The organism is Leifsonia virtsii, assembly GCF_030433675.1.
In the GTDB taxonomy this organism is placed as follows: domain Bacteria; phylum Actinomycetota; class Actinomycetes; order Actinomycetales; family Microbacteriaceae; genus Leifsonia; species Leifsonia virtsii.
On record NZ_JAROCB010000002.1, the window covers coordinates 744,574 to 768,809 of the forward strand.

The following is a 24,236-nucleotide window of genomic DNA, read 5'->3' on the forward strand; positions in this document are numbered from 1 at the left end:
CACTGGAGATAACCGATCATGCCTAAGCCCACCAAGGGCCCCCGCCTCGGGGGCGGCCCGGCGCACGAGCGCCTGCTGCTCGCCAACCTGGCCGCTGCGCTCTTCACGCACAAGAGCATCAAGACCACCGAGACCAAGGCCAAGCGCCTCCGTCCCGTGGCCGAGCGCCTGATCACGTTCGCGAAGCGCGGCGACCTGCACGCCCGCCGTCGCGTCCTGGCCGTGATCCAGGACAAGACCGTCGTGCACGAGCTGTTCACGCAGATCGCGCCGCTGGTCGCCGAGCGTGAGGGCGGCTACACCCGCATCACCAAGCTCGGCTACCGCAAGGGTGACAACGCGCCGATGGCGCAGATCGAGCTCGTGCTCGAGCCGGTCGCCCCGAAGGTGAAGTCCTCGAAGTCGTCCGCCGCGCCGAAGGCCGCCGCCCCGGTCGAGGAGCCGGCCGCCGAGGAGACCACCGAGGCTCCGGCCGAGGAGACCTCGACCGAGACCGCCGCCGCCGAGGCGGAGGTCGTGGAGGACGCGACCGCCGACGCCGACGCCGCCGGCGAGACCGACGCAGAGGCCGAGGCCGAGAAGGCGTAACCTCCTTCGCCTGCACGTACGAAGGCCCCGCATCCGAGCGATGCGGGGCCTTCGTCGTTCCCGCGGTTCTTCTATGGTGGGAGGCATGACCTCGACCGACGACACCGTCCTCGTCCCGCTCCGCGAGCGGGTGGCGGCTCCGCCGACGCACCGACCGTCGCATCCCGAGATCGTGGAGTGGCGCCCGGTGACCCTCGCCGATCTGGATGCGGTGCTGGAGGTGGTCCGCGCGATCGACGCCGCCGACCACCCGAACTACCTGACCACCAGGGAAGAGCTCGAGGAGGAGCTCGGCTACAGCTTCATCGACCTGGAGGCGGACTCTCTGCTCGCCCTCACCGCGGAGGGCCGGGTGGCCGCCGTCGGCATCGTCATGGAGCCGCCCCGGCAGGAGACGCTCGTGCGCGAGTTCATGAACGGCGGCGTCCATCCCGAGTTCCGCGGCCGCGGGATCGGCCGGGAGCTGCTCGCCTGGCAGCGGGCGCGCGGGGAGCAGAAGCTGGCCGCCTCGGACAAGACCCTGCCCGGCTGGCTGGTCGGGTACGCCGACGCGCGCGCGTCCGACCGCAGGCGGCTGCTGGAGGCGAGCGGGTTCGAGGTGGTGCGGTACTTCCAGACGATGGAGCGCGACCTCTCCGACCCCATCCCGGAGGTGACGCCGGTCGGTGACGTGCGGATCGAGCCGTACCGCCCGGAGCTGTCGGCCGTCGCGCACCGGGTGCGGAACGACGCGTTCCGCGACCACTGGGGCAGCCAGCCGCTGACGGACGAGCAGTTCGCCGGGCTGGTCTCGGGCTCCTTCGTCGCCGACCTGTCGTTCGTGGCATTCGTCGGGGACGAGCCGGCCGGCGTGCTGCTCACCGATGTCGCGGAGGGCGACTGGCCGGGGCAAGGGTTCTCCAGCTCGTACGTGTCGACGGTCGCGGTGATCCGGCCCTTCCGCGGGCGCCGCATCGCGCCGACCCTGTTGCGCCACGTGCTGCTCGCGTCAGCGGCGCGCGGCCTCGACAAGGTGGTGCTCGACGTCGACGCGGAGAACCCGACCGGCGCCCTCGGGCTCTACACCGGGATGGGCTTCGCGACGACGCAGCAGGAGCTGGGGCTCGTCCGTGCTTACTGAGAGCGAGGGGTCCGTTGAGACCGACGGGCCTGGCGGGGCGGAGACCAGGCGCTACCGGCTCGACGTCGCCTACCAGGGCACCGACTTCAACGGCTGGGGTCGCCAGCCCGGCCTGCGGACCGTGCAGGGGACGCTGGAGGACTCACTCGCGACGATCTTCCGTCGTGCGGGCCGACCGCCGTTGCTGACGGTGGCGGGCCGTACCGATGCGGGCGTCCACGCGGTCGGGCAGGTCGCCCACGTCGACCTGACGGCGGCGCAGGAGGCCGTGCTGCGCAAGCCGCACGGCAAGCGGCCGCCCCTGTCGGCGGAGGAGGCGCTCGGCCGGCGGCTCAACGGCGTGCTCGGCCCGGTGTCCGACGTGGTCGTCCTCGCGGCGACCGTCGCGCCTGCCGGGTTCGACGCCCGCTTCTCGGCACTGTGGCGGAGGTACGAGTACCGCGTCGCCGACCGCCTGGCCCTGCGCGACCCGCTGCAGCGGCACCGCACCGCGTGGGTGTCGTCCGACCTCGACGCCGACGCGATGGACATCGCCTCCCACGGACTCCTGGGGCTGCACGACTTCGCCAGCTACTGCAAGGCGCGGGAGGGCGCGACGACCATCCGCACCCTGCAGGCCTTCGCCTGGCGCCGCGACCCGGACGGCGTGCTCGTGGCAGACCTCACGGCCGACGCGTTCTGCCACAGCATGGTGCGTGCGCTGGTCGGCGCGTGCGTCGAGGTGGGGGAGGGCAAGCTGGCACCCGGCGACCTCGTAAGCCTGCGCGACGAGAGGCGCCGCACGAGCGCCTTCAAGGTGATGCCCGCCCGCGGACTCACGCTCATGGAGGTCGGGTACCCGGAGGGGGCGGAGCTGGCCCTGCGGGCCGAGCGCACGCGGGCGATGCGCGAGCTGTAACCCGCCGCTCAGCTCAGGGTCTGCGCGCCGATGACCGACAGCAGCCGCAGCTTGTCGGCGGACTCGCTGCCCGGAACCGCCGTGTAGACGAGCAGCGAGTGGGCGTGTCCCGGATCGACGAGCTGCTGGCAGTGCAACTCGGGCTCTCCCACCTCCGGATGCACGAAGTGCTTCACCTCCGTCGGTCGGAGCCCGACCTCATGCGCGGCCCAGAGCCGGCGGAACTCGTCGCTGCGCGCGCTCAGGTACTCCGCCAGGGCGGCCGCCCGGGAACCCGGTCCGCGCGTCGTGGCGATCTCGCGCAGACCCGATGCGAACATCCGGCTGAGGAACTCGTGGTCGCGTGCGGCGTACAGGCGGCGCGCGTCCGGATCGGTGAACCAGCGCACGCCCAGGCTGCGCTCCGGTCCGCGCAGGGACGCGGTGTCGCCGGTGAGGGCGACGCCCATCCTGCTCTGCCGCAGCGTCTCGCCGAGCTCGGTGACGATCTCCGCCGGGGTGTCGTCGAGCCGGTCGAGCACCCGGAGCAGGCCGGGGCTCACATGCTCGCTCTCCGAGCCGTGGGCGGGAGGGGTGTGCCCGGCGAGCCGGAACAGGTGATCGCGTTCGGCGTGGGAGAGGTGCAGTCCTTGCGCGATCGACGCGAGCATCTGCTCCGACGGCTGCGGGCCGCGCTCGCGCTCCAGCCGCGCGTAGTAGTCGACCGACATGTGGGACAGCGCGGCCACCTCCTCGCGGCGCAGCCCGGAGGTGCGGCGACGGCTGCCGCGGGGGAGCCCGACATCCTCCGGCTGCAGCAGCTCGCGTCGCGTGCGGAGGAACTCGGCGAGCCCGATGCGATCGATCACCCCTCATGTCTACCGCCCCGCGTGTCCCGTAGCCACGGATCGTCGGGCCGTGGCTACGGCACGGCCGCACGGTTCAGGGTGGAACCACCGAGAGAAGGAGAACCAGGATGGCACGGAGCATCGACATCGACATCCCGCCGCTGAGGGGACGCCGTGCGGTCGTCACCGGGGCGAGCGACGGCATGGGGGTCGTAATCGCGGAACGACTGGCCGGCGCGGGCGCGGAGGTCGTCCTGCCCGTCCGTGACCGGGCGAAGGGCGAGGCGGCCGTGCAGCGCATCCGTTCGAGGGTGCCCGACGCGGCGCTCGTGCTGCGCGACCTCGACCTGGCCTCGCTCGAGTCCGTCGCGGCCTTCGGCGACCGGATGCGCGCCGACGGCGACCCCGTCCACGTGCTCGTCAACAACGCGGGGCTGATGACCCCTCCCGAGCGCCGCACCACCGCGGACGGCTTCGAGCTGCAGTGGGGCACCAACCATCTGGGCCACGTCGCGCTCGTCGGCGCCCTGTTCCCGCTGCTGCAGGAGGGGAGGGCGCGGGTGACCTCGCAGGTGAGCGTCGCGGCGAGGAGCGGCTCCATCGACTGGGACGACCTCGGGAGCGAGCGCAGCTACCGTGCGCAGCGCGCCTACAGCGCCTCGAAGATCGCGCTCGGCCTGTTCGGGCTCGAGCTCGACCGCCGCAGCACGGCGAACGCGTGGGGCATCGTCAGCAACCTCTCGCATCCCGGTGTCGCCCCCACCAACCTGCTCGCCGCGCAGCCCGGCTACGGTCGCTCGTCGGACACGGGGGCGGTGCGCGTCATCCGCTGGCTCTCGGCGCGGGGAGTGCTCCTCGGGACTCCGGAAACCGCCGCCCTTCCCGCGCTGCTCGCGGCCACCGCGCCGGACTCGGCCGGAGGCCGCATGTACGGACCGAGCGGGCCCGGCCACCTGGGCGGCGCGCCCGCGGAGCAGGCCCTCTACGCGCCGCTGCGCGACGCCGCGGAGGCTGCTCGGGTCTGGGAGGTGTCGGAGCAGCAGACCGGGATCGCCCTCCCCGCGGCGCAGCGCTGACCGAGGAGCAGAGGTTCCACCCGGTTTGACCGCGTACACTGCCCTCCCGTACTATTGATCTTTGGTGTCCGCGCCTCCTGCGGCGTGACACACGAACGTGAGCCCTCCACCGGCATCGGTTCCCTCTTCCCAAGAGACGAACCCCCATCGGAGCGGGATTCACGAACACCTCCGTTCGAGACAGAAAGCAGCCACTACTGTGACGCGCACCTATTCCCCGAAGGCAGACGAGATCCAGCGCGACTGGGTCGTCATCGACGCGACCGATGTCGTGCTCGGCCGTCTCGCCAGCCACACCGCCGCCCTCCTCCGCGGCAAGCACAAGCCGACCTTCGCTCCGCACATGGACTCCGGCGACTTCGTCATCATCGTCAACGCCGACAAGGTCGCGCTGACCGGCCAGAAGGCTGCGCAGAAGAAGGCGTACCGCCACTCCGGCTACCCGGGCGGCCTCAAGGCCACCACGTACTCGGAGCTGCTCGAGAAGAACCCCGTGCGCGCCGTCGAGAAGGCCGTCCGCGGAATGCTGCCGAAGAACTCCATCGGCCGCGCCCAGCTCCGCAAGCTGAAGGTCTACACCGGAAGCGAGCACCCGCACGCCGCCCAGCAGCCGAAGCAGTACACGCTCGGCCAGGTCGCGCAGTAACGCGCGTAGACGACTTTCAGACTTAGAGACAAAGGATTATCACCACCGTGGCGAAGATCGCAGACAGCATCGACACTGCCCAGGTCGAGAACGTCGAGTCCTACTCGACCGAGACCCCGGCCTCCGAGGCCCCGGCCGCCCCGCGCGCCGTCCTCTCCGTCCCCGGCGCGGCCGTCGGCCGCCGCAAGGAGGCCATCGCGCGCGTGCGCCTGGTCCCGGGTTCCGGCACCATCACGGTCAACGGCCGTGAGTTCGCGGACTACTTCCCGAACAAGCTCCACCAGCAGCTCATCAACGACCCGTTCAAGGTGCTCGACCTCATCGGCTCCTACGACGTGGTCGCCCGCATCACCGGCGGCGGCCCCTCGGGCCAGGCGGGCGCGCTGCGCCTCGCCATCGCGCGTGCGCTCAACGAGATCGACCGCGAGAACAACCGCCCGACGCTGAAGAAGGCCGGCTTCCTCACCCGTGACGCCCGAGTCACCGAGCGCAAGAAGGCCGGTCTCAAGAAGGCCCGTAAGGCGTCGCAGTTCTCCAAGCGTTGACGCTCGCGAGCGTCTAGGCTTCGGTCCATGCCCCGCCTTTTCGGAACCGACGGCGTTCGCGGCCTCGCGAACGGCAGTCTCACCGCCGACCTGGCGCTCGGCCTTGCGCAGTCAGCAGCAGCTGTACTGACGCAAGGCCGAAGCGCCGAGGCGCGCCGCGCAGCCGGCAAGCGCCCGACGGCGATCGTCGCCCGCGACCCCCGCGTCTCGGGCGAGTTCCTCTCCGCGGCCGTCGCCGCCGGGCTCGCCAGCTCCGGCATCGACGTGTACGACGCGGGAGTCATCCCCACGCCGGCCACGGCCTTCCTCATCTCCGACTTCGACGCCGACTTCGGGGTGATGGTGTCGGCCTCGCACAACCCGGCGCCCGACAACGGGATCAAGATCTTCGCCCGCGGCGGCACCAAGCTGCCCGACATCGTCGAGGACCGGATCGAGCAGCACCTCGACCTCGACAAGCTGACCCCGACCGGCGCCGACGTCGGCCGCATCCGCCGTTTCGCGGACGCGGAGGACCGGTACGTGCTCCACCTGCTGGCGAGCCTGCCCCATCGGCTCGACGGCATCCACGTGGTGCTCGACTGCGCCCACGGGGCCGCCGCCGGCATCTCGCCCGAGGTCTTCACCGACGCCGGCGCACGCGTCACTGTCATCGGCGACGCCCCCGACGGCATCAACATCAACGACGGGGTCGGCTCGACCCACCTCGACAACCTGGCGAAGGCCGTCCTGGCTGCCGGCGCAGACGTCGGCATCGCCCACGACGGCGACGCGGACCGCTGCCTCGCGATCGACGCCGAGGGCAACATCGTCGACGGCGACCAGATCATGGCGATCCTCGCGGTCGGGATGAAGGAGCGCGGCAAGCTCCGCGACGACACCCTCGTCGCGACCGTGATGAGCAACCTCGGCCTGAAGCTCGCCATGCGCGACAACGGGATCCGGGTGGTCGAGACCGCGGTCGGCGACCGCTACGTGCTCGAGGAGATGAACGAGAACGACTACTCGCTCGGCGGCGAGCAGTCGGGACACGTCATCATGCGCGAGTTCGCGACCACCGGCGACGGCATCCTCACCGGGCTGCACCTCCTCTCGGAGATGGCCAGGAAGGGCAAGACGCTCGCGGAGCTCGCCAAGGTCATGACCGTCTACCCGCAGGTCATGGTCAACGTGAAGGGCGTGGATCACCACGCCGTGCACACCGACGAGGGCCTGCGCGCGGCCGTGCAGACGGCGGAGAGCGCGCTCGGTGACACCGGCCGCGTGCTGCTGCGCCCCTCCGGCACGGAGCCGCTGGTCCGCGTGATGGTGGAGGCCTCCGACCAGGTCACCGCGGAGCGGCTCGCGAACGAGCTCGCCGACGTGGTGCGGGAGCGCCTGGCGCTCTAGCCGCGTCCGGTCGCCCGCGCGTCTGCGCCCGTCCGGAACGAGTGCGCCTGCGCGGGCAGCCGCAGACGTTCCGGACGGGCGCAGTCGCGGCGTGCGGTCAGCGGCCCTCTTCGGCCCGGCGGGCCGCGATGAAGTCGGCGACCGAGTAGGCGCGGGCGTTCCGCGGCAGCATCCCGTCGCCGTAGAGACCGGCCATCAGCTCCGCGGGGTCGGTGTCGAGCGCCGTGGCGATGCGGACGATCGTGTGGAGTTCGGAGTTGGCCTCGCCGCGCTCGACCCGGCCGTAGTTGGTGACGTGCATGTCGGCGAGGTTGGCGATCTCCTCCTGGCTCATCCCGAGAGCGACGCGGGTGGACCGGACGCGCTGGCCGAAGAGTTCGGCGGCGCGGGAGCGAGGGGTCGGCATGCTTCATGCCTACCGAATGCCTGCATTGCAGACCAGAGCGTCTAGGTCCGTGGCTCACAGTGCTGAGGTGTAAGAGCCCTGCTTTTCACTGCTCGTGCGCACGCTTCGCAGCGATAAAGTCGGCGACGGAGTACGCGCGCGAGCGGTCCGGCAGCATCGCGGTGCCGTGCAGCCCGGCCATCAGGATCGCCGGGTCGACATCCAGAGCCGTCGCGATGCGGACGATGGTGTGCAGCTCGGAGTTGGCTTCGCCGCGCTCGATCCGGCCGTAGTTGGTGACGTGCATGTCGGCCAGGTTCGCGATGTCCTCCTGGCTCATGGCGAGCGCGATGCGCGCCTCGCGCACGCGTCGGCCGAAGACGTCGGCGGCCCGGGATCGCGGTGCTGGCATACCTCATGTCTATGGCATCGTCACCTGGACGGCCAGAGCGCCACGACCTCCCGCGTCCGTGCCCCAGGTGGCAGGGGAGTCAGAGCTTCCGGAGCAGGACAGAGCTCACGGCGTGCTCCGAATCCTTGCGGAGGACGAGCTTCGCGCGCGACCGCGTCGGCCGGATGTTCTGCACCAGGTTCGGCTCGTTGATGCTCGTCCAGATGCTCGCGGCACGGGCGCGCGCCTCGTCCTCGGTCAGTTCCGCGTAGCGGTGGAAGTACGACTTGGGGTTCGCGAACGCCCCGCGCTGCAGCTTCAGGAAGCGCTCCTCGTACCAGTGCGCGATGTCCCGCTGCCGGGCGTCGACGTACAGGGAGAAGTCGAACAGGTCACTCACGGCGAGCCGGTTGCCGCCGCCGGCGGGCTGCAGCACGTTGAGGCCCTCGACGATCAGCACGTCCGGACGGCGCACGACGATCTCCGCGTCCGGGACGATGTCGTAACTGAGGTGCGAGTAGAACGGCGCGCGCACCTCCGGCGCCCCGCTCTTCACCGCGGTGACGAAGCGGAGCAGCGCCTTGCGGTCGTACGACTCGGGGAAGCCCTTGCGCTCCATCAGGCCGCGGCGCTGCAGCTCGGCGTTCGGGAGCAGGAACCCGTCGGTGGTGACCAGTTCGACCCGGGGAGTGTCGTCCCAGCGCGAGAGCAGTTCGCGCAGCAGGCGCGCGATGGTCGACTTGCCGACCGCGACCGACCCGGCGACGCCGATGACGAACGGCGTGCTCGCCGCGCGCTCTCCCAGGAAGTCGCTGGTCGCCCGGTGCAGCTGCTTCGTGCCGGCGACGTAGAGGTTGAGCAGGCGACTCAGCGGGAGGTAGACCTCCTCGACCTCGCGCATGTCGAGGGGGTCGCCGAGACCGCGCAACTGCACGATCTCCGTCTCCTGCAGCGGGAGGCGGGTGTTCTGCGCCAGTTCCGCCCAGTCGGCCCTGCCGAGCTCGACGAACGGGGTGGAGGAGTCGCCGTGGGGGAGCATAGGGCACCCAGTCTAGGGGTGCGCTCCCAGCAGGTCCGGACCTTCACCCACGGTAGACTCGGACCTATGTGTGGAATCGTGGGGTACGTCGGTACCGACAAGAGCCTCGAGGTGCTCCTTGGCGGCCTGAAGCGCCTGGAGTACCGCGGATACGACTCGGCCGGCATCGCCGTGATCGGGCCGGACGGGGCCCTCGGCACCGCGAAGAAGGCCGGGAAGCTCTCGGTGCTGACCGAGGACCTGCAGGAGCACCCCATCCCGAACGGCCAGACCGGCATCGGGCACACCCGTTGGGCCACCCACGGCGGACCGACCGACGTGAACGCCCACCCGCACCTGGGCGACGACGGCCGCCTCGCCGTCATCCACAACGGCATCATCGAGAACTTCGCGACGCTGAAGGACGAGCTGCTCGCCGACGGCTTCGCCTTCGAGTCGGAGACCGACACCGAGGTCGCCGCCGTGCTGCTCGGCCGCGAGTACCGCCGCACCGGCGACCTGCCGCAGGCGTTCCAGAGCGTCGTCTCGCGGCTGGAGGGCGCCTTCACGCTGCTGGCGATGCACCAGGACCAGCCGCACGTCGTCGTCGGCGCCCGCCGCAACTCGCCGCTCGTGATCGGGCTCGGGGAGGGCGAGAACTTCCTCGGCTCCGATGTCGCCGCCTTCGTCGAGCACACCCGCCGGGCGATGGCGATCGGCCAGGACCAGATCGTGACGATCACGCCCGACAGCGTGACGGTCACCGACTTCGCGGGCGCTCCCGTCGAGGTGGAGCCGTTCGAGGTCGCCTGGGACGCGTCGGCCGCCGAGAAGGGCGGCTGGTCCTCCTTCATGGCGAAGGAGATCGCCGAGGAGCCCGACGCGGTCGCGAACACGCTGCGCGGCCGGATCGCGGGCGAGGCCGTGCACATCCCGGAGCTCGACGCGCTCGGCGACGACTACTTCGCCGGGATCGACCGCATCACGATCATCGCCTGCGGCACCGCCGCCTACGCCGGTGTCGTCGGCAGCTACGCGATCGAGAAGTGGGCGCGCGTCCCCGTGACGGTCGAGCTCAGCCACGAGTTCCGCTACCGCGAGCCGGTGCTCACCGACGGAACGCTGGTCGTCTCCATCAGCCAGTCGGGCGAGACGATGGACACGCTGATGGCCGTCAAGTACGCCCGCGAGGCCGGCGCCAAGGCCATCTCGGTGTGCAACACGCAGGGCGCGACCATCCCGCGCGAGTCGGACGCCGCGCTCTACACGCACGCGGGCCCGGAGGTCGCGGTCGCCTCGACGAAGGCGTTCGTCGCCCAGATCACCGCGCTCTACCTCTTCGGTCTGCACCTCGCCCGCATCCGCGGGACCCTGACGGCCGCGCAGCAGCGCGACGCCATCGACGAACTGCAGCAGATCCCGGAGAAGATCGCGACCGTGCTCGAGTCGCACGCCGAGATCGCCCAGCTCGCCAAGTGGATGTCGGACACGCGCTCCGTGCTCTTCCTCGGCCGTCACGTCGGCTACCCGATCGCGCTGGAGGGTGCGCTCAAGCTCAAGGAACTGGCCTACATCCACGCCGAGGGCTTCGCCGCTGGCGAGCTGAAGCACGGCCCGATCGCGCTGATCGAGCCGGGTCAGCCCGTGTTCGTGGTCGTTCCGAGCCCGCGCTGGTCGGACGAGCTGCACAAGAAGGTCGTCTCGAACATCCAGGAGATCCGCGCCCGCGGCGCCCGCGTCATCGCGATCGCCGAGGCCGGTGACGCGGCCGTGCTGCCGTTCGCCGACGAGGTCATCCGCATCCCGCTGGCCGCTCCGCTGTTCGAGCCGCTGCTCGCGGTCATCCCGCTGCAGGTCTTCGCGATGGAGCTCTCCGCCGCGAAGGGCCTCGACGTCGACCAGCCGCGCAACCTGGCCAAGTCCGTCACCGTGGAGTGACCCCGTGATCGCCGGCATCGGGGTCGACGTGGTCGACCTCGCCCGCTTCGAGCGGTCGATCGAGCGCACCCCGAAGCTGCGCGAGCGGCTGTTCACGGAGGCCGAGCGTCCGCTGCCGGTGCACTCGCTCGCCGCTCGGTTCGCCGCGAAGGAGGCGCTGATCAAGGCGCTCGGCGGCTCGGAGGGCGTGCGCTGGCACGACATGGAGATCGTCCCGGACGAGGAGAGGAACCCCGGTTTCGTGCTGCACAACGTGGTCGAGGCGCAGGTGCGCGAGCGCGGCATCGTGCGGATCCATGTCTCGATGTCGCACGACGCCGGGATCGCGACCGCGTTCGTCGTGACGGAGTCGGCGCCGTGACGCCCGCGTTCCGGGAGCGCGTCGTCGACCTGGACGCGGTGGCCGCCAATGTGCGGCGCCTGCGCGAGCTGGTGCCGACCCCGCACGCGATGGTGGTCGTGAAGGCCGACGCCTACGGGCACGGCGCGGTCGAGTGCGCGCGGGCGGCGCTCGCCGGCGGCGCGGACTGGCTCGGGGTCGCCGAGATCGCCGAGGGTCTCGCCCTGCGCGAGGCCGGCATCGCCGCCCCCGTGCTGGCCTGGCTGCACGATCCGGACGAGGACTTCGTGCTGGCGGTCCGCGCCGACATCGACCTCGGTCTGTCGTCGCTCGCCCAGCTGGAGACGGCCGCGGCCGCCGGTGACGGCGAGTCCCCGGTCGCGGTGCAGCTGAAGGTGGAGACCGGCCTCAGCCGCAACGGCGTCGCCGAGCAGGACTGGGACGCCGTCTTCGCCCGGGCGCTCGAGCTCGAGGACGCGGGGCGGATCGTGGTGCGCGGCATCTTCTCGCATCTCTCCAACGCCTCGCCGGAGGACGACCTCGCCGCGGTCGCTGTGTACGAGCGGGCGCTCGCGCGCGCCGGGGCCGCGGGCCTGCGGCCGGAGCTGCGGCACCTCGCCGCCAGCGCCGCGGCGCTCACCCTGCCGGAGGCCCGGTACGACCTGGTCCGGTTCGGCATCGCCGCCTACGGTCTGTCGCCGTTCGGCGGCCGGCGCGGCGCCGAACTCGGCCTGCGCCCGGCGATGACCGTGCGCGGCCGCGTGGCCGCCGTCCGGCGGGTGCCGGCCGGCAAGGGCGTCTCGTACGACTACACGTACCGCACCACCGAGGAGACCACGCTGGTGCTGGTGCCGCTCGGGTACGCCGAGGGCGTCCCGCGGCACGCGTCGAACCGCGCGCCGGTATCCATCGGCGGCCGCACCTTCCGGATCAGCGGCCGGGTCGCGATGGACCAGTTCATCGTCGACGTGGGCGACCTGGAGGTGCAGGTCGGCGACGAGGTCGTGCTGTTCGGTGACCCGACGACCGGCGTGCCGAGCGCGGACGACTGGGCCGAGGCGGCGGACACGATCAACTGGGAGATCGTCACGCGGCTGGGCGGCCGCCTGTCGCGCACCTTCGTCGGAGGCGCGGAGTGACGACGCGCCGGATCGCCACGGCCGAGGAGATGCACGCCTTCGGCCGGGAGCTCGCGTGCGCGCTGCGCGCCGGCGACCTGGTCGTGCTGTCCGGGCCGCTCGGCGCGGGCAAGACCACCCTCACCCGCGGCATCGGGGAGGGCCTGGGGGTGCGGGGCCCGGTGACCAGCCCCACGTTCGTGCTCGCCCGCACGCACCCGAGCCTCGCCGGCGGCACGCCGCTCGTGCACGTCGACGCGTATCGGCTCTCCAGCGCCCTCGAGCTCGACGACCTCGACATCGACTTCGCCCGCTCCGTCGTCGTGGTGGAGTGGGGCGCCGGGATGCTGGACGGCGTCGCTGAGTCGTGGCTGGAGGTCGCGATCGAGCGACCGACCGGCGCCGACGAGCGGCAGGATGCGGGAGACCCGTCCGAGGCGGAGGAGCCGGGAGAGATCGGCGAGGCCGACGAGCCGCGCACGGTGACGGTCACGGGCTACGGCCCGCGCTGGGCGGGCACGCCGGCTGTCGGCGATCCCGCTTAAGCTGGAGGCATGCTCCTCGCCATCGACACGTCCGCCGGCACCAGCGTGGCAGTGGTGGACCGCGACGGCGGCGTGCTGTCGGAGGTCATCGAGACCGACACCATGCGCCACGCCGAGGTCATCGGAACGCTCATCGACGAGGCCCTGACCGCCTCGGGTGTCGAGGTGCGCGCGCTCTCGGGCGTCGTCGCCGGAATGGGGCCGGGTCCGTTCACCGGGTTGCGCGTCGGCATCGCCGCCGCCAAGGCCTTCGCGATCGGTGCGGGCAAGCCGCTCGTCCCGGTGGTCAGCCACGACGCCGTGGCCTACGACTGGTACGCCGAGGGCAACAGCGGTCCCGTGGTCGTCGTGACCGACGCCCGGCGCCGCGAGCGGTACTGGACCGCGTATTCGGGCGCCGACGGCTTCGGCCTGCCGGTGCGCCTCGACGGGCCCGGGCTGGCGAAGCCGGACGAGCTGCCGCATCCCGACCTGCCCCGGCTCGACGCGCAGATCGTGCCGGCCGGCCGGCTCGGCATGCTCGCCGAGCTGCGCTACGCGAACGGCCTGCCGATGGACGCCGACGAGGCGCTGTACCTCCGGTCGCCCGACGTGACGCTCTCCGCCGGACCGAAGCGGGTGACGGCGTGACCGCCTACCAGCTGCGCCGGGCGCAGGCGGAGGACGTGACGGCGATCATGGAGCTGGAACGATCGATCTTCGTGAACGACGCCTGGTCGGAGCGGTCGATGCTCTCCGAGGTGACGGGCGAGCACGGCTACTACCTGGTCGCGTTCGATCTGGAGACGCCCGACCGCATCGACGGGTATGCCGGGCTGCTGGCGCCGCGGGGCGGGGCGGAGGGCGACATCCAGACCATCGCCGTGGCGCCGCACGCCCGCCGCCGCGGCCTCGGGCGTACGCTCATGCTCGCCCTCATCGCCGAGACCCGTCGCCGGGGAGCGCGCGAGCTGTTCCTGGAGGTGCGGGCGGACAACCCCGGCGCCCAGGCGCTGTACCGCGAGCTCGGCTTCGAGGAGATCGGCGTGCGCCCGCGCTACTACCAGCCGGACGGTGTGGACGCGATCGTGATGCGTCTCGCCGTCCCGAACCCGGAGACCACCCTGGCATGACCCACCCCGACGCCTCTGCGGCCGCCCCTCTGGTGCTCGGCATCGAGACCTCCTGCGACGAGACCGGCGTCGGCATCGTCCGCGGCACTACCCTGCTCTCCAACACGATCGCCTCGTCGATGGAGGAGCACGCCCGCTACGGCGGTGTCGTGCCGGAGGTGGCGGCGCGCGCCCACCTGGAGGCGCTGGAGCCGACGCTCCGGACCGCCGTCGAGGACGCGGGCATCCGGCTGGCCGACGTGGATGCGATCGCCGTCACCAGTGGACCGGGCCTCTCCGGGGCCCTCATGGTCGGGGTCGGCGCGGCCAAGGCGCTCGCCGTATCCCTCGGCAAGCCGCTCTACGCCGTCAACCACCTCGTCGGGCACGTCGGGGCGGACCTTCTCGACGCCGCGGGCGGACCGGGTCACCCGGTCGAGCTTCCCACGATCGCGCTGCTGGTCTCCGGAGGCCACACGTCGCTGCTGCTGGTGCGCGACCTCGTCTCCGACGTGCGGCTGCTCGGCGAGACGATCGACGACGCGGCGGGGGAGGCGTTCGACAAGGTCGCGCGCGTGCTCGGGCTGCCGTACCCCGGCGGGCCCCAGATCGACCGGGTCGCCGCCGACGGCGACCCGAAGGCGATCCGCTTCCCGCGCGGGCTCACCAAGCCCAAGGATCTGGAGCAGCACCGCTACGACTTCTCGTTCTCGGGTCTCAAGACCGCGGTCGCCCGCTGGGTCGAGCAGCGCCAGGACGCCGGCGAGGAGGTGCCGGTGGCCGACGTCGCCGCCTCCTTCCGCGAGGCGGTCGCCGACGTGCTCATCACCAAGGCGCTGGCGGCCTGCCGCGACTTCGACGTCCCGCGCCTGCTGCTCGGCGGCGGCGTCGTCGCGAATGCGCGGGTGCGCCAGCTGGCGATCGCGCGGGCGGCGGAGGCGGGCGTCGCCCTGCGCATCCCGGCGCTCTCGCTGTGCACCGACAACGGGGCGATGATCGCCGCGCTCGGCGCACAGCTGATCATGGCGGGGCACGGGCCGAGCGAGTTGACGTTCTCGGCCGACTCGACCCTGCCGGTGACGGACATTCAGGTCACCCGCTGAGAGGTGCGTTGACACCCCCGCGCGGGCCCTGCCACCATGGAAGCGATACAGCGTTCTCTCAGGATCTTCCCTTCCCGTGAGGCGCCGACCGCACGCTTCCAGCACTGAAGGAGATGGGTCCCATGACCGATCCGAACGCTCCCGCCGACCCGGCGGACCCGAACGCCCAGAACGGCTCCGTCCCGCCGGCCGCCCCGACCCCGCCGACGCCTCCCGCGGCACCGGTTCCGCCCGCGCCGCCCGCCGGTGACACCGGCGCGGTGCCACCGCCTCCCGCCCCGGGCTACGGCCAGCAGCCGCCGGCCCAGCCGTACGGCCAGCAGCCTCCTGCTCAGCCCTACGGCCAGCAGCCTCCCTCGCCGGGTTACGCGCAGCCGGGCCAGCCGTACGGCCAGCCGGGTCAGCAGCCCTACGGCCAGCCCGCCTACGGGCAGCCGGCGCCGGGTTACACCCAGCCGTACGCGCAGCCGGCCGCCAAGTCGCCGATCCTGAGCATCCTCTCGCTCGTCGGCGGCATCCTCGGCATCGTGCTCAACATCGCCTGGGGCATCGGCTTCCTGTTCGGCATCGCGGCGATCGTGCTCGGCTTCATCGGCCGCAATAAGGAGCCGCAGGCCCGCGGATTCTGGCTGACCGGAATCATCCTCGGCTTCGTCAGCCTGGCGATCGCGATCATCTACTGGATCTTCCTCGCGATCATCTTCGCGAGCATCGCGAACAGCTACCCGAGCACCTACTGAGGTGCCCCGCCGGGCGGCTCACAGCCGCTCGGCGAGCAGTGCCGTGTGCCGCCCGGCGACCCTGGTCAGGACCAGGGTCGCCGGGCGGTCGCCGTTGAGGGACAGGCGGCGACGCAGGGCCGCGGGGTCCACATCCACACCGCGCTTCTTGATCTCGAGCGTGCCGATGCCGCGCTGGCGCAGCGCCTTCTTGAGGTCCTTCTCGGCGTAGGGCAGCGTCTCCAGGATGCGGAACCCGGCGGCGAAGGGCGTCGCGGCGGGCGCGTCGGCCGTGATGTAGGCGATCTGCTCGGACAGCATCCGCCCGTCGATGCTGCGCGCGAGGTCGCCGATGAGGCGGGCGCGGATCACGGCGCCGTCCGGCTCGTAGAGGTACTCTCCGAGCGGGCCCGCCTCGACGTCCTCGCTGTCGGCGTCGGCCGTCAGCTCGTCGGCCGCGTCGCCGCGCAGCACGAGTGCGGCCCGGTGGATGCCGGGCCGGGCCAGCGCGCCGAACCACAGCCCCAGCTCCACGACCTGGCCGTCGACCGAGATCCACTGCGCCTCGGCGGTGGACGGGATGAGGTCGCGGTCGAAACCCGGGCCGAGCTTGAGCCCGACCGATCGCCCGGTGGCGAGCTCGTACGCGAAACCGAGCGACGGCGTGTAGTCGTCGGGATCGGTCAGGCGCTCGGTCTGGGTGTGCCCGGCGGTGCGGCGGGCAGGGTCGAGGAAGACTCCGTCGATCCCGCGCAGGTCCACGTCCTCCGCGCGCTTCTGCTCCACGACGGCGCTGGGGAACGGCGCCAGGTTGAAGGACGCGATGGCCGCGGTCACCTCGTCGGCGTCGACGGCGGTCACATCCAGCTCCAGGGCGGCGAGAGCGAGCGCATCGCCGCCGATCCCGCAGCCCAGGTCGGCGACCGAGCGCAGGCCCGCTGCGCGGAACCGGCCCGCGTGCCGCGCGGCGACCGGGAGGCGCGTGGCCTGCTCCAGGCCGGCCTCCGTGAAGAGCATCTGGGAGGCGAAGTCGCCGAACTTCGCCTGCGCCTTCCTGCGCAGCTTCGACTGGGTCAGCACGGCGGCGACCAGCGCGGGGGAGTGGCCCTGCTTGCGCAGCTCGCTCACCAGCTGCAGCACGTCCCGCTCGCTCCGATACGGGGGGAGGGAGTCGAGCAGCCGAAGCCCCTCGGGGCTCAGCAGCGCGACCAGCTCGGACCGTTCCATGGTGTCAACGCTACCCTTGGCACTCACGTTGCGTGACTGCTAACGCACCCCCTAGACTCGTGTTAGCACTCTCACCACGAGTTTGCTAATCAGTCTTCGTCTAGCTCCACAGGAAAGGGGTCAACGTGTCGGTCTCCATCAAGCCGCTCGAGGATCGCATCGTCATCAAGCAGGTCGAGGCTGAGCAGACCACTGCTTCCGGTCTGGTCATCCCCGACACCGCCAAGGAGAAGCCGCAGGAGGGCGAGGTCGTCGCCGTGGGCCCGGGCCGCATCGACGACAACGGCAATCGCATCCCGCTCGACGTCGCCGTCGGCGACAAGGTGATCTACTCCAAGTACGGCGGCACCGAGGTCAAGTTCGGCGGCGAGGACTACCTCGTCCTGTCGGCTCGCGACGTGCTCGCGGTCGTCGTGCGCTGACGCGACAACCCTCTTCCGACGGCCCGGCTGCCCTGTGCAGCCGGGCCGTCGTCGTTTGCCCCGGCACGACTGTGCGTGTCGGTGCGCGGAGGTAGAGTCGGGTGAGTGGCAGCACCCTCCGACGACCTCACCTCGCACCGCACCTCCGGCCTCGTGTACGCGGTCTCCGCGTACGTGCTCTGGGGCATCCTCCCCATCTACTTCCTGGCTCTTGCGCCCTCCAGCGCCTGGGAGATCGTCGCCTGGCGGATCGTCTTCTCGCTCGGGTTCTGCGCCATCGCCCTGACCGTCACGCGCACCTGGAAGACGTTCGGCCGCCTGCTCACCGACCGGCGCGTGCTCTTCACGATGGGTCTCGCCGGCGTCCTCATCTACGTCAACTGGCAGACCTACGTGCTCGCGACCGTGAGCGGGCACGTCGTGGAGGCCGCGCTCGGCTACTTCATCAACCCGATCGTCACCGTCTTCCTCGGCGTCCTCGTGCAGCGGGAGCGCCTGCGCGTGGCGCAGTGGGTGGCGGTCGGCGTGAGCATCGTCGCGGTGATCGTCCTGGCGGTCGGCTACGGCTCGATGCCGTGGATCGCCCTCATCCTCGCGTTCTCGTTCGGCCTCTACGGCCTGATCAAGAAGCGCGTCGGCAACCGGGTGGATGCGCTCTCCGGCCTCACGCTCGAGACGATGTGGCTGACCCCGGTGGCGGTCATCCAGCTCATCGTCGTCGGCGTGACGGCCGGGCTCACCATCGGCACCGCCGGCGTCTGGCACACCGTGCTGCTGGTCGGGGCCGGAGTCATCACCGCCGTCCCGCTGCTGTTCTTCGCGGCGGCGTCGCGCCGGCTCCCGCTGGTCTACATGGGCTTCATCCAGTACTTCGCGCCCTTCATCCAGTTCATCGTGGGCGTGGCCGTGCTGCACGAGGCGATGCCGCCCGAGCGCTGGCTCGGCTTCGCCATCGTGTGGCTGGCGCTCGTCATCCTGAGCGTCGACATGATCGTCGCCGCCCGGCAGGGGAAGCGCGCGGCGGAGCTCGACCTGGCGACCGTCGACTAGCCACAGGATGCGCGGAATACCCGTCCAGGTTCTGCCGTTACCATTGAGCATCCACAGTCGCGCATCTTCTTGATAGGGGTGAAATGGATCAGCCCGATCCGTTCGGTTTCATCGGTTTGACCTACGACGACGTCATGCTGCTCCCCGGGCACACCGACGTCATCCCGAGCGAGGCGGACACCTCGACTCGCCTGACCCGGCGCATCACGATGGCCACGCCTCTGCTCTCGAGCGCGATGGACACGGTCACCGAGTCCCGGATGGCCGTCGCCATGGCTCGTCACGGCGGCATCGGCATCATCCACCGCAACCTCTCCATCGAGGACCAGGCTGCGCACGTCGACAAGGTGAAGCGCTCCGAGTCGGGCATGATCACCAACCCGGTGACCACCACGCCCGACGCCACCGTCGAAGAGGTCGACGCGCTGTGCGGCCAGTTCCGCGTCAGCGGCCTGCCGGTGGTCGAGCCCGACGGCACCCTGGTCGGCATCATCACCAACCGCGACATGCGCTTCGTCTCGCCGTTCGAGCGGTCGACCACGAAGGTGCGCGACGTGATGACCCGTCAGCCGCTCATCACCGCCCCGGTGGGCATCGACCCGGACTCCGCGGTCGCCATCTTCGCCGAGCACAAGATCGAGAAGCTGCCCCTGGTCGACGCCGACGGCAAGCTCCGCGGCCTCATCACGGTCAAGGACTTCGACAAGAGCGAGAAGTACCCGGACGCCACGAAGGACGACGAGGGCCGCCTGCGCGTCGGCGCCGCGATCGGCTTCTTCGGCGACGCCTGGCAGCGCGCGATGACGCTCGTCGACGCGGGGGTCGACGTGATCGTCGTCGACACCGCCAACGGCGACAGCGCCGGCGTGCTCGACATCATCCGCCGCCTCAAGGCCGAGCCGCGCGCCTCCCACGTGGACGTCATCGGCGGCAACGTCGCGACCCGGTCCGGCGCGCAGGCGCTCATCGACGCGGGCGCGGACGCGATCAAGGTCGGTGTCGGCCCCGGCTCCATCTGCACCACGCGCGTGGTCGCCGGCGTCGGCGTCCCGCAGGTGACCGCGGTCTACGAGGCGTCGCTCGCCGCGCGCGAGGCGAACGTCCCGCTGATCGCCGACGGCGGCCTGCAGTACTCCGGCGACATCGCCAAGGCGCTCGTCGCCGGCGCGGACAGCGTCATGCTGGGCTCGCTGCTCGCGGGAACGTCGGAGTCTCCCGGCGAGCTCGTGTTCGTCAACGGCAAGCAGTTCAAGAACTACCGCGGCATGGGCTCGCTCGGCGCGCTCCAGACCCGCGGCAAGAAGACCTCGTACTCGCGCGACCGGTACTTCCAGGCGGATGTGCCGAGCGACGAGCAGCTGATCGCCGAGGGCATCGAGGGTCAGGTGCCGTTCCGTGGCCCGCTCTCGGCCGTGTCGTACCAGCTGGTCGGCGGCCTCCGTCAGTCGATGTTCTACGTCGGCGCCCGCACCATCCCCGAGCTGAAGGCGAACGGCAAGTTCGTCCGCATCACGGCCGCAGGGCTGAAGGAGTCGCACCCGCACGACGTGCAGATGGTCGTGGAGGCGCCAAACTACCGCCGCTGAGCCGCGAACCTCACTCGAAACCGCCGCCCGCCTTTCCGCGGGCGGCGGTTTCGTCTAATCTGGAAGGCTTTGCCCGCCACCAGATCAGGATCCCCGCATGTCTCACATCGACGTCTCCGGCGTCTCGTACACGCTCGCCGACGGCCGTCCACTGCTCGACGAGGTCTCCTTCCGCGTCGGGGACGGGCGGGTGGCCGCGCTGATCGGCGCGAACGGCGCGGGCAAGTCAACGCTGCTGCGGATCATCCGCGGCGAGGTGCGGCCCGACTCCGGCAACGTGGCCATCGACGGCGGACTCGGGGTGATGGACCAGTTCGTCGGCCACGTCCGTGACGAGCGCAGGGTGCACGACCTGCTCGTGAGCGTGGCGCCTGCGGCCGTGCGCGCCGCAGCCGAGGCGCTGGAGGCCGCCGAAAACGCGATCATCGAGCGCGACGAGACGGACACGCAGCTGCGCTACGCCACCGCGCTCTCCGAGTACGCCGACGCCGGCGGGTACGACCAGGAGGTCGTCTGGGACCAGTGCACGGTCGCCGCCCTCGGCATCCCGTTCGAGCGTGCACGCTACCGCGCGGTGCGGACGCTGTCGGGCGGTGAGCAGAAGCGACTGGTGCTCGAGGCGCTGCTGCGCGGGCCGGAGCAGGTGCTCCTCCTCGACGAGCCCGACAACTACCTCGACGTGCCCGCCAAGCGCTGGCTCGAGGAGCAGCTGCGCGCGACCCCGAAGACGGTGCTCGTCGTCTCGCACGACCGCGAGCTGCTCGCCAACGCCGCCGACCGCATCGTCACGCTGGAGCTCGGCGCGGCCGGGAACACCACCTGGACGCACGGCGGCGGCTTCGCCGGTTACCACGACGCGCGCCGCGAGCGGATGGAGCGGCTGGAGGAGCTGCGCCGGCGCTGGGACGAGGAGCACGCGAAGCTGAAGGCCCTCGTGCTGCGCTTCAAGGAGAAGGCGAAGTACAACAGCGACCTCGCGAGCGCCTACCAAGCGGCGCAGACCCGGCTCGCCCGGTTCGAGACCGCCGGGCCGCCGCAGGCGGTGCCGCGGGAGCAGAACGTCCGGATGCGGCTGACCGGCGCCCGCACCGGCCGGCGCGTGCTCGAGTGCACCGATCTGGAGCTGACCGGGCTGATGCGTCCGTTCGACGCCGAGGTGTGGTTCGGCGAGCGGGTCGCCGTCCTCGGCTCCAACGGCTCCGGCAAGTCGCACTTCCTGCGGCTGCTCGCCGCAGGCGGCACCGACCCAGACCCGTCCGCGGGCCACCTGGCGTCGGCGGACGTGGCGGGTGCGCCCGTGCCGCACACCGGGACCGCGAAGCTCGGCGCCCGCGTGGCACCGGGGCTGTTCGCCCAGGCGCACGAGCATCCCGAGCTCGTCGGGCGCACGCTGCTCGAGATCCTGCACCGCGGCGACGACCGGCGCGACGGGCTCCCGCGGGAGGCGGCGAGCCGCGTGCTCGACCGCTATGGGCTCGCGGGTGCGGCCGAGCAGGCGTTCGAGTCGCTCTCGGGCGGACAGCAGGCGCGCCTCCAGATCCTGCTGCTCGAGCTGTCCGGCGCGACGCTGCTGCTGCTCGACGAGCCGACTGACAACCTCGACCTCGTCTCCGCGGAGGCGCTGGAGGAGGGTCTCGCCGGCTTCGAGGGCACCGTGGTCGCGGTCACCCACGACCGCTGGTTCGCGCGCGGCTTCGACCGCTTCCTGGTGTTCGGCTCGGACGGCGCCGTCTACGAGACGGACGAGCCGGTCTGGGACGAGCGCCGGGTGGCGCGCTCCCGCTGACCGGACCCAGTTGCACGTCGTGGCGGCTATTCCCGCCGATTAGCCGCCACGACGCGCAACTCGGCGGCACTCCGGTCAGCGGCGGGTGAGCTCCGCGATGCGGTCGATCGCCTCGGTCAGCACCTCGGGGGAGCAGGCCAGGTTGAGGCGAACGAACCCCGCGCCCTGCGTGCCGAAGTCCGCGCCCGGGTTGAGGGCCACGCGCGCCTCCTCCAGGATGCGCGCCGCGGGGTCGTCGCCCCAGCCGAGCTCCCGGAAGTCGAGCCAGGCGAGGTAGCCGGCATGCGGCTCGCGATAGCCGACGCGCGGCAGCCGGTCGGTGAGCAGCACGGACAGCAGGGCGCGGTTCGTCTCGATCGCGCGCAGCGCGCCGTCGAGCCACTCCTGGCCGTGACGGTAGGCCGCCTCCGTGGAGATGCGTCCGAACTGGCTGGTGCGGACCTCGACCTCGATCGGAAGGGCGTGGATGCGCTCCGCCAGCTCCGGGGAGCCCGCGACGAAGAGCGCGCACTTGAGGCCGGCGAGGTTCCAGGCCTTGCTGGCCGCATGCGCCGCGACGCCGACGCGCCGGGCGTCGTCGGACACCGACAGGAACGGCGTGAACGTGGCGTCGGAGTGCGTCAGCGGGGCGTGCACTTCGTCGCTGACCACGTGGACGCCGTGGCGCGCGGCCAGGGCGGCCACCGCCTCCAGCTCCTCCCGCGGGTGCACGAGGCCGAGCGGATTGTGCGGGTTGCACAGCAGGAACGCCCTGGCGCCGCCGGCGAAGGCGCGTTCGAGCCCGGCCAGGTCGAGCGCCCAGCCGCGCCCGTCCGTCCCGCCCTCCAGCAGGGGGACCTCCTCGACGACTCCGCCGGCCTCCGGGATCAGTTCGAAGAACGGCGGGTACACGGGAGGGGTGATGACGACGCGGTCGCCCGGCTCGATCAGCATGCGCAGCGCCTCGACGATCACGACGCTGACGTCCGTGGTGGTGCGGGTGTGCGCCGGGTCGACGCTCCAGCCCCAGCGGGCGCCGACGTAGTCGGTGAACGCCCGCTGCGTGCGGTCGTCGGGGCCGATGTAGCCGGTGTCGCTGCGGTCGACGGCGGCGTGCAGCGCCTGCGCGATGGGAGGCGCGAGCGGGTAGTCCATCTCGGCGACGAACAGCGGGAGCACGTCGTCCGGGTAGGCGCGCCACTTCTCGCTCGTGCGCTGGCGAAGGCGGGGGAGGGATTCGGCTTCGACGATCACACGACCACCCTCCCACAGGCCGCGGCCTAGACTGGATCACGTGAGTATGGAGATCGAGATCGGGCGCGCCAAGCGCGCACGCCGCGTGTACGCCTTCGACGACATCGCGGTGGTTCCCAGCCGTCGCACCCGCGACCCCGAAGACGTCTCGGTGTCGTGGTCGATCGACGCCTACCAGTTCTCCATCCCGTTCCTCGCCGCCCCGATGGACTCGGTGGTCTCGCCGACGACCGCGATCATGATGGGCCAGCTGGGTGGCCTCGGCGTGCTCGACCTCGAGGGCCTATGGACGCGCTACGAGGACCCGGAGCCGCTGCTCGCCGAGATCCGCGAGCTGCCGGCCGAGCGCGCCACCAGCCGCATGCAGGAGATCTACGCCGAGCCGATCAAGCCCGAGCTCGTCACCCGCCGCCTCGCCGAGATCCGCGAGGGAGGCGTGACGGTCGCCGGCGCCCTCTCGCCGCAGCGCACGCAGGAGCTGTACCAGACCGTCGTCGAGGCGGGCGTCGACCTGTTCGTCATCCGCGGCACCACCGTGTCCGCCGAGCACGTCTCGAAGAACGTCGAGCCGCTGAACCTCAAGAAGTTCATCTACGAGCTGGATGTGCCGGTCATCGTCGGCGGCGCCGCCACCTACACCGCGGCGCTGCACCTGATGCGCACCGGAGCGGCCGGCGTGCTCGTCGGCTTCGGCGGAGGGGCCGCGTCCACCACCCGGTCCACCCTCGGCATCCACGCGCCCATGGCGACCGCGGTCGCCGACGTCGCCGGCGCCCGCCGCGACTACATGGACGAGTCGGGCGGCCGCTACGTGCACGTCATCGCAGACGGCGGCCTCGGCAGCTCCGGCGACATCGTCAAGGCCATCGCGTGCGGCGCCGACGCGGTCATGCTCGGCACGACCCTCGCCCGTGCGACGGACGCCCCCGGCGGCGGCTGGCACTGGGGCGCCGAGGCCCACCATTCGCAGCTGCCGCGCGGCAACCGGGTGGCGGTCGGCCAGGTGGCGCCGCTGGAGGAGATCCTCTACGGGCCTGCCCCGGTGGCCGAAGGCTCTGCGAATCTGGTGGGAGCATTGCGTCGGAGCATGGCGACGACGGGATACTCGGACCTGAAGGAGTTCCAGCGCGTCGAGGTGGTCGTCGCGCCCTACCGAACGCAGTAGGACCAGGTGCCGGCCGACGGCGGCCGGGGA

General features: G+C 71.6%; 26 protein-coding genes. 20 read left to right on the forward strand and 6 right to left on the reverse strand.

Annotated features, from left to right (window positions below):
* Positions 1 to 18 precede the first annotated feature (18 nt).
* The 3 genes from rplQ (at position 19) to truA (ending at position 2,606) form a co-directional block, all read left to right on the forward strand.
* On the forward strand, positions 19 to 588 hold the full coding sequence (gene rplQ, locus P5G59_RS09575) for a 50S ribosomal protein L17 (protein ID WP_301218347.1): 570 nt from the start codon (positions 19 to 21) through the stop codon (positions 586 to 588).
* Between the two features lie 85 nt (positions 589 to 673).
* On the forward strand, positions 674 to 1,708 hold the full coding sequence (locus tag P5G59_RS09580) for a GNAT family N-acetyltransferase (RefSeq protein WP_301218349.1): 1,035 nt from the start codon (positions 674 to 676) through the stop codon (positions 1,706 to 1,708).
* Positions 1,698 to 2,606 (forward strand): tRNA pseudouridine(38-40) synthase TruA, encoded by a 909-nt coding sequence (truA, locus tag P5G59_RS09585; RefSeq protein ID WP_301218350.1) that lies wholly within the window; start codon positions 1,698 to 1,700, stop codon positions 2,604 to 2,606. Before P5G59_RS09580 ends, truA begins: the two co-directional genes overlap by 11 nt.
* 8 nt (positions 2,607 to 2,614) lie before the next feature.
* Here the strand turns inward: truA and P5G59_RS09590 are convergent, their stop codons facing one another.
* Entirely contained in the window at positions 2,615 to 3,454 is an 840-nt protein-coding gene (locus tag P5G59_RS09590; RefSeq protein WP_301218352.1) for a helix-turn-helix transcriptional regulator, read from the reverse strand.
* A 107-nt stretch (positions 3,455 to 3,561) separates the two neighbouring features.
* On the opposite strand from P5G59_RS09590, the gene P5G59_RS09595 reads away from it, so the two are divergent.
* The 4 genes from P5G59_RS09595 (at position 3,562) to glmM (ending at position 7,089) form a co-directional block, all read left to right on the forward strand.
* Complete coding sequence (locus P5G59_RS09595) at positions 3,562 to 4,509, forward strand: SDR family oxidoreductase (protein ID WP_301218354.1); 948 nt, start codon at positions 3,562 to 3,564, stop codon at positions 4,507 to 4,509.
* Between the two features lie 199 nt (positions 4,510 to 4,708).
* On the forward strand, positions 4,709 to 5,155 hold the full coding sequence (gene rplM, locus P5G59_RS09600) for a 50S ribosomal protein L13 (protein ID WP_301218355.1): 447 nt from the start codon (positions 4,709 to 4,711) through the stop codon (positions 5,153 to 5,155).
* A 47-nt stretch (positions 5,156 to 5,202) separates the two neighbouring features.
* Positions 5,203 to 5,700: a 30S ribosomal protein S9 gene (gene rpsI, locus P5G59_RS09605; protein WP_301218357.1), complete on the forward strand. Its 498-nt coding sequence runs from the start codon at positions 5,203 to 5,205 to the stop codon at positions 5,698 to 5,700.
* 27 nt (positions 5,701 to 5,727) lie between these two features.
* Positions 5,728 to 7,089, forward strand: a complete 1,362-nt coding sequence (glmM, locus tag P5G59_RS09610; RefSeq protein WP_301218359.1) for a phosphoglucosamine mutase — start codon at positions 5,728 to 5,730, stop codon at positions 7,087 to 7,089.
* A gap of 97 nt (positions 7,090 to 7,186) precedes the next feature.
* Here the strand turns inward: glmM and P5G59_RS09615 are convergent, their stop codons facing one another.
* From P5G59_RS09615 to coaA, 3 genes are all read right to left on the reverse strand, one after another.
* The gene (locus P5G59_RS09615) at positions 7,187 to 7,495 is read right to left on the reverse strand and encodes a helix-turn-helix domain-containing protein (protein WP_301218361.1); all 309 of its coding nucleotides are present in this window, start codon (positions 7,493 to 7,495) and stop codon (positions 7,187 to 7,189) included.
* Between the two features lie 85 nt (positions 7,496 to 7,580).
* Positions 7,581 to 7,886, reverse strand: coding sequence for a helix-turn-helix domain-containing protein (locus P5G59_RS09620; protein ID WP_301218363.1), 306 nt, complete (start codon positions 7,884 to 7,886; stop codon positions 7,581 to 7,583).
* Positions 7,887 to 7,965: 79 nt separating this feature from the next.
* Entirely contained in the window at positions 7,966 to 8,904 is a 939-nt protein-coding gene (coaA, locus tag P5G59_RS09625) for a type I pantothenate kinase (protein ID WP_301218365.1), read from the reverse strand.
* A 66-nt stretch (positions 8,905 to 8,970) separates the two neighbouring features.
* Here coaA and glmS point away from each other — a divergent pair, with 66 nt between their 5' ends.
* From glmS to P5G59_RS09665, 8 genes are all read left to right on the forward strand, one after another.
* On the forward strand, positions 8,971 to 10,821 hold the full coding sequence (gene glmS / locus P5G59_RS09630) for a glutamine--fructose-6-phosphate transaminase (isomerizing) (protein ID WP_301218367.1): 1,851 nt from the start codon (positions 8,971 to 8,973) through the stop codon (positions 10,819 to 10,821).
* Positions 10,822 to 10,825: 4 nt separating this feature from the next.
* The gene (locus P5G59_RS09635) at positions 10,826 to 11,182 is read left to right on the forward strand and encodes a holo-ACP synthase (RefSeq protein ID WP_301218369.1); all 357 of its coding nucleotides are present in this window, start codon (positions 10,826 to 10,828) and stop codon (positions 11,180 to 11,182) included.
* Positions 11,179 to 12,300, forward strand: a complete 1,122-nt coding sequence (gene alr / locus P5G59_RS09640; protein WP_301218371.1) for an alanine racemase — start codon at positions 11,179 to 11,181, stop codon at positions 12,298 to 12,300. The genes P5G59_RS09635 and alr overlap by 4 nt, the downstream gene beginning before the upstream one ends.
* A gap of 29 nt (positions 12,301 to 12,329) precedes the next feature.
* The gene (gene tsaE, locus P5G59_RS09645; RefSeq protein WP_301218811.1) at positions 12,330 to 12,824 is read left to right on the forward strand and encodes a tRNA (adenosine(37)-N6)-threonylcarbamoyltransferase complex ATPase subunit type 1 TsaE; all 495 of its coding nucleotides are present in this window, start codon (positions 12,330 to 12,332) and stop codon (positions 12,822 to 12,824) included.
* A 9-nt stretch (positions 12,825 to 12,833) separates the two neighbouring features.
* The gene (tsaB, locus tag P5G59_RS09650) at positions 12,834 to 13,454 is read left to right on the forward strand and encodes a tRNA (adenosine(37)-N6)-threonylcarbamoyltransferase complex dimerization subunit type 1 TsaB (protein WP_301218373.1); all 621 of its coding nucleotides are present in this window, start codon (positions 12,834 to 12,836) and stop codon (positions 13,452 to 13,454) included.
* Between the two features lie 47 nt (positions 13,455 to 13,501).
* Positions 13,502 to 13,936, forward strand: coding sequence for a ribosomal protein S18-alanine N-acetyltransferase (rimI, locus tag P5G59_RS09655; protein WP_301218813.1), 435 nt, complete (start codon positions 13,502 to 13,504; stop codon positions 13,934 to 13,936).
* On the forward strand, positions 13,933 to 15,018 hold the full coding sequence (gene tsaD / locus P5G59_RS09660) for a tRNA (adenosine(37)-N6)-threonylcarbamoyltransferase complex transferase subunit TsaD (RefSeq protein ID WP_301218375.1): 1,086 nt from the start codon (positions 13,933 to 13,935) through the stop codon (positions 15,016 to 15,018). The genes rimI and tsaD overlap by 4 nt, the downstream gene beginning before the upstream one ends.
* Positions 15,019 to 15,140: 122 nt before the next feature.
* Positions 15,141 to 15,758, forward strand: coding sequence for a DUF4190 domain-containing protein (locus tag P5G59_RS09665; RefSeq protein WP_301218377.1), 618 nt, complete (start codon positions 15,141 to 15,143; stop codon positions 15,756 to 15,758).
* Between the two features lie 18 nt (positions 15,759 to 15,776).
* Here P5G59_RS09665 and P5G59_RS09670 read toward each other — a convergent pair whose 3' ends face one another.
* On the reverse strand, positions 15,777 to 16,964 hold the full coding sequence (locus P5G59_RS09670; protein WP_301218379.1) for a class I SAM-dependent methyltransferase: 1,188 nt from the start codon (positions 16,962 to 16,964) through the stop codon (positions 15,777 to 15,779).
* A gap of 125 nt (positions 16,965 to 17,089) precedes the next feature.
* Between P5G59_RS09670 and groES the strand changes: the two genes are divergently transcribed.
* The 4 genes from groES to P5G59_RS09690 all read left to right on the forward strand — a co-directional run bounded on the left by groES (position 17,090) and on the right by P5G59_RS09690 (position 21,808).
* The gene (gene groES, locus P5G59_RS09675; RefSeq protein ID WP_018191921.1) at positions 17,090 to 17,386 is read left to right on the forward strand and encodes a co-chaperone GroES; all 297 of its coding nucleotides are present in this window, start codon (positions 17,090 to 17,092) and stop codon (positions 17,384 to 17,386) included.
* 105 nt (positions 17,387 to 17,491) lie between these two features.
* On the forward strand, positions 17,492 to 18,436 hold the full coding sequence (rarD, locus tag P5G59_RS09680) for an EamA family transporter RarD (RefSeq protein WP_301218382.1): 945 nt from the start codon (positions 17,492 to 17,494) through the stop codon (positions 18,434 to 18,436).
* Between the two features lie 83 nt (positions 18,437 to 18,519).
* The gene (gene guaB / locus P5G59_RS09685; protein WP_175337743.1) at positions 18,520 to 20,022 is read left to right on the forward strand and encodes an IMP dehydrogenase; all 1,503 of its coding nucleotides are present in this window, start codon (positions 18,520 to 18,522) and stop codon (positions 20,020 to 20,022) included.
* Between the two features lie 97 nt (positions 20,023 to 20,119).
* On the forward strand, positions 20,120 to 21,808 hold the full coding sequence (locus tag P5G59_RS09690) for an ABC-F family ATP-binding cassette domain-containing protein (RefSeq protein WP_301218384.1): 1,689 nt from the start codon (positions 20,120 to 20,122) through the stop codon (positions 21,806 to 21,808).
* Positions 21,809 to 21,883: 75 nt separating this feature from the next.
* Here the strand turns inward: P5G59_RS09690 and P5G59_RS09695 are convergent, their stop codons facing one another.
* A complete protein-coding gene (locus tag P5G59_RS09695) occupies positions 21,884 to 23,041 on the reverse strand; it encodes a MalY/PatB family protein (RefSeq protein ID WP_301218386.1) in 1,158 nt (385 codons plus the stop codon).
* Positions 23,042 to 23,087: 46 nt separating this feature from the next.
* Between P5G59_RS09695 and P5G59_RS09700 the strand changes: the two genes are divergently transcribed.
* The gene (locus P5G59_RS09700) at positions 23,088 to 24,206 is read left to right on the forward strand and encodes a GuaB3 family IMP dehydrogenase-related protein (RefSeq protein ID WP_301218815.1); all 1,119 of its coding nucleotides are present in this window, start codon (positions 23,088 to 23,090) and stop codon (positions 24,204 to 24,206) included.
* Positions 24,207 to 24,236: the final 30 nt, after the last annotated feature.

Coding starts and splice junctions, on each gene's coding strand:
- rplQ (WP_301218347.1), top strand. CDS start 19: ATGCCTAAGCCCACCAAGGGCCCCCGCCTCGGGGGCGGCCCGGCGCAC.
- P5G59_RS09580 (WP_301218349.1), top strand. CDS start 674: ATGACCTCGACCGACGACACCGTCCTCGTCCCGCTCCGCGAGCGGGTG.
- P5G59_RS09595 (WP_301218354.1), top strand. CDS start 3,562: ATGGCACGGAGCATCGACATCGACATCCCGCCGCTGAGGGGACGCCGT.
- glmM (WP_301218359.1), top strand. CDS start 5,728: ATGCCCCGCCTTTTCGGAACCGACGGCGTTCGCGGCCTCGCGAACGGC.
- P5G59_RS09615 (WP_301218361.1), bottom strand. CDS start 7,495: ATGCCGACCCCTCGCTCCCGCGCCGCCGAACTCTTCGGCCAGCGCGTC.
- P5G59_RS09620 (WP_301218363.1), bottom strand. CDS start 7,886: ATGCCAGCACCGCGATCCCGGGCCGCCGACGTCTTCGGCCGACGCGTG.
- coaA (WP_301218365.1), bottom strand. CDS start 8,904: ATGCTCCCCCACGGCGACTCCTCCACCCCGTTCGTCGAGCTCGGCAGG.
- glmS (WP_301218367.1), top strand. CDS start 8,971: ATGTGTGGAATCGTGGGGTACGTCGGTACCGACAAGAGCCTCGAGGTG.
- tsaE (WP_301218811.1), top strand. CDS start 12,330: ATGCACGCCTTCGGCCGGGAGCTCGCGTGCGCGCTGCGCGCCGGCGAC.
- tsaB (WP_301218373.1), top strand. CDS start 12,834: ATGCTCCTCGCCATCGACACGTCCGCCGGCACCAGCGTGGCAGTGGTG.
- rimI (WP_301218813.1), top strand. CDS start 13,502: ATGGAGCTGGAACGATCGATCTTCGTGAACGACGCCTGGTCGGAGCGG.
- tsaD (WP_301218375.1), top strand. CDS start 13,933: ATGACCCACCCCGACGCCTCTGCGGCCGCCCCTCTGGTGCTCGGCATC.
- P5G59_RS09665 (WP_301218377.1), top strand. CDS start 15,141: ATGACCGATCCGAACGCTCCCGCCGACCCGGCGGACCCGAACGCCCAG.
- P5G59_RS09670 (WP_301218379.1), bottom strand. CDS start 16,964: ATGGAACGGTCCGAGCTGGTCGCGCTGCTGAGCCCCGAGGGGCTTCGG.
- guaB (WP_175337743.1), top strand. CDS start 18,520: ATGGATCAGCCCGATCCGTTCGGTTTCATCGGTTTGACCTACGACGAC.
- P5G59_RS09690 (WP_301218384.1), top strand. CDS start 20,120: ATGTCTCACATCGACGTCTCCGGCGTCTCGTACACGCTCGCCGACGGC.
- P5G59_RS09700 (WP_301218815.1), top strand. CDS start 23,088: ATGGAGATCGAGATCGGGCGCGCCAAGCGCGCACGCCGCGTGTACGCC.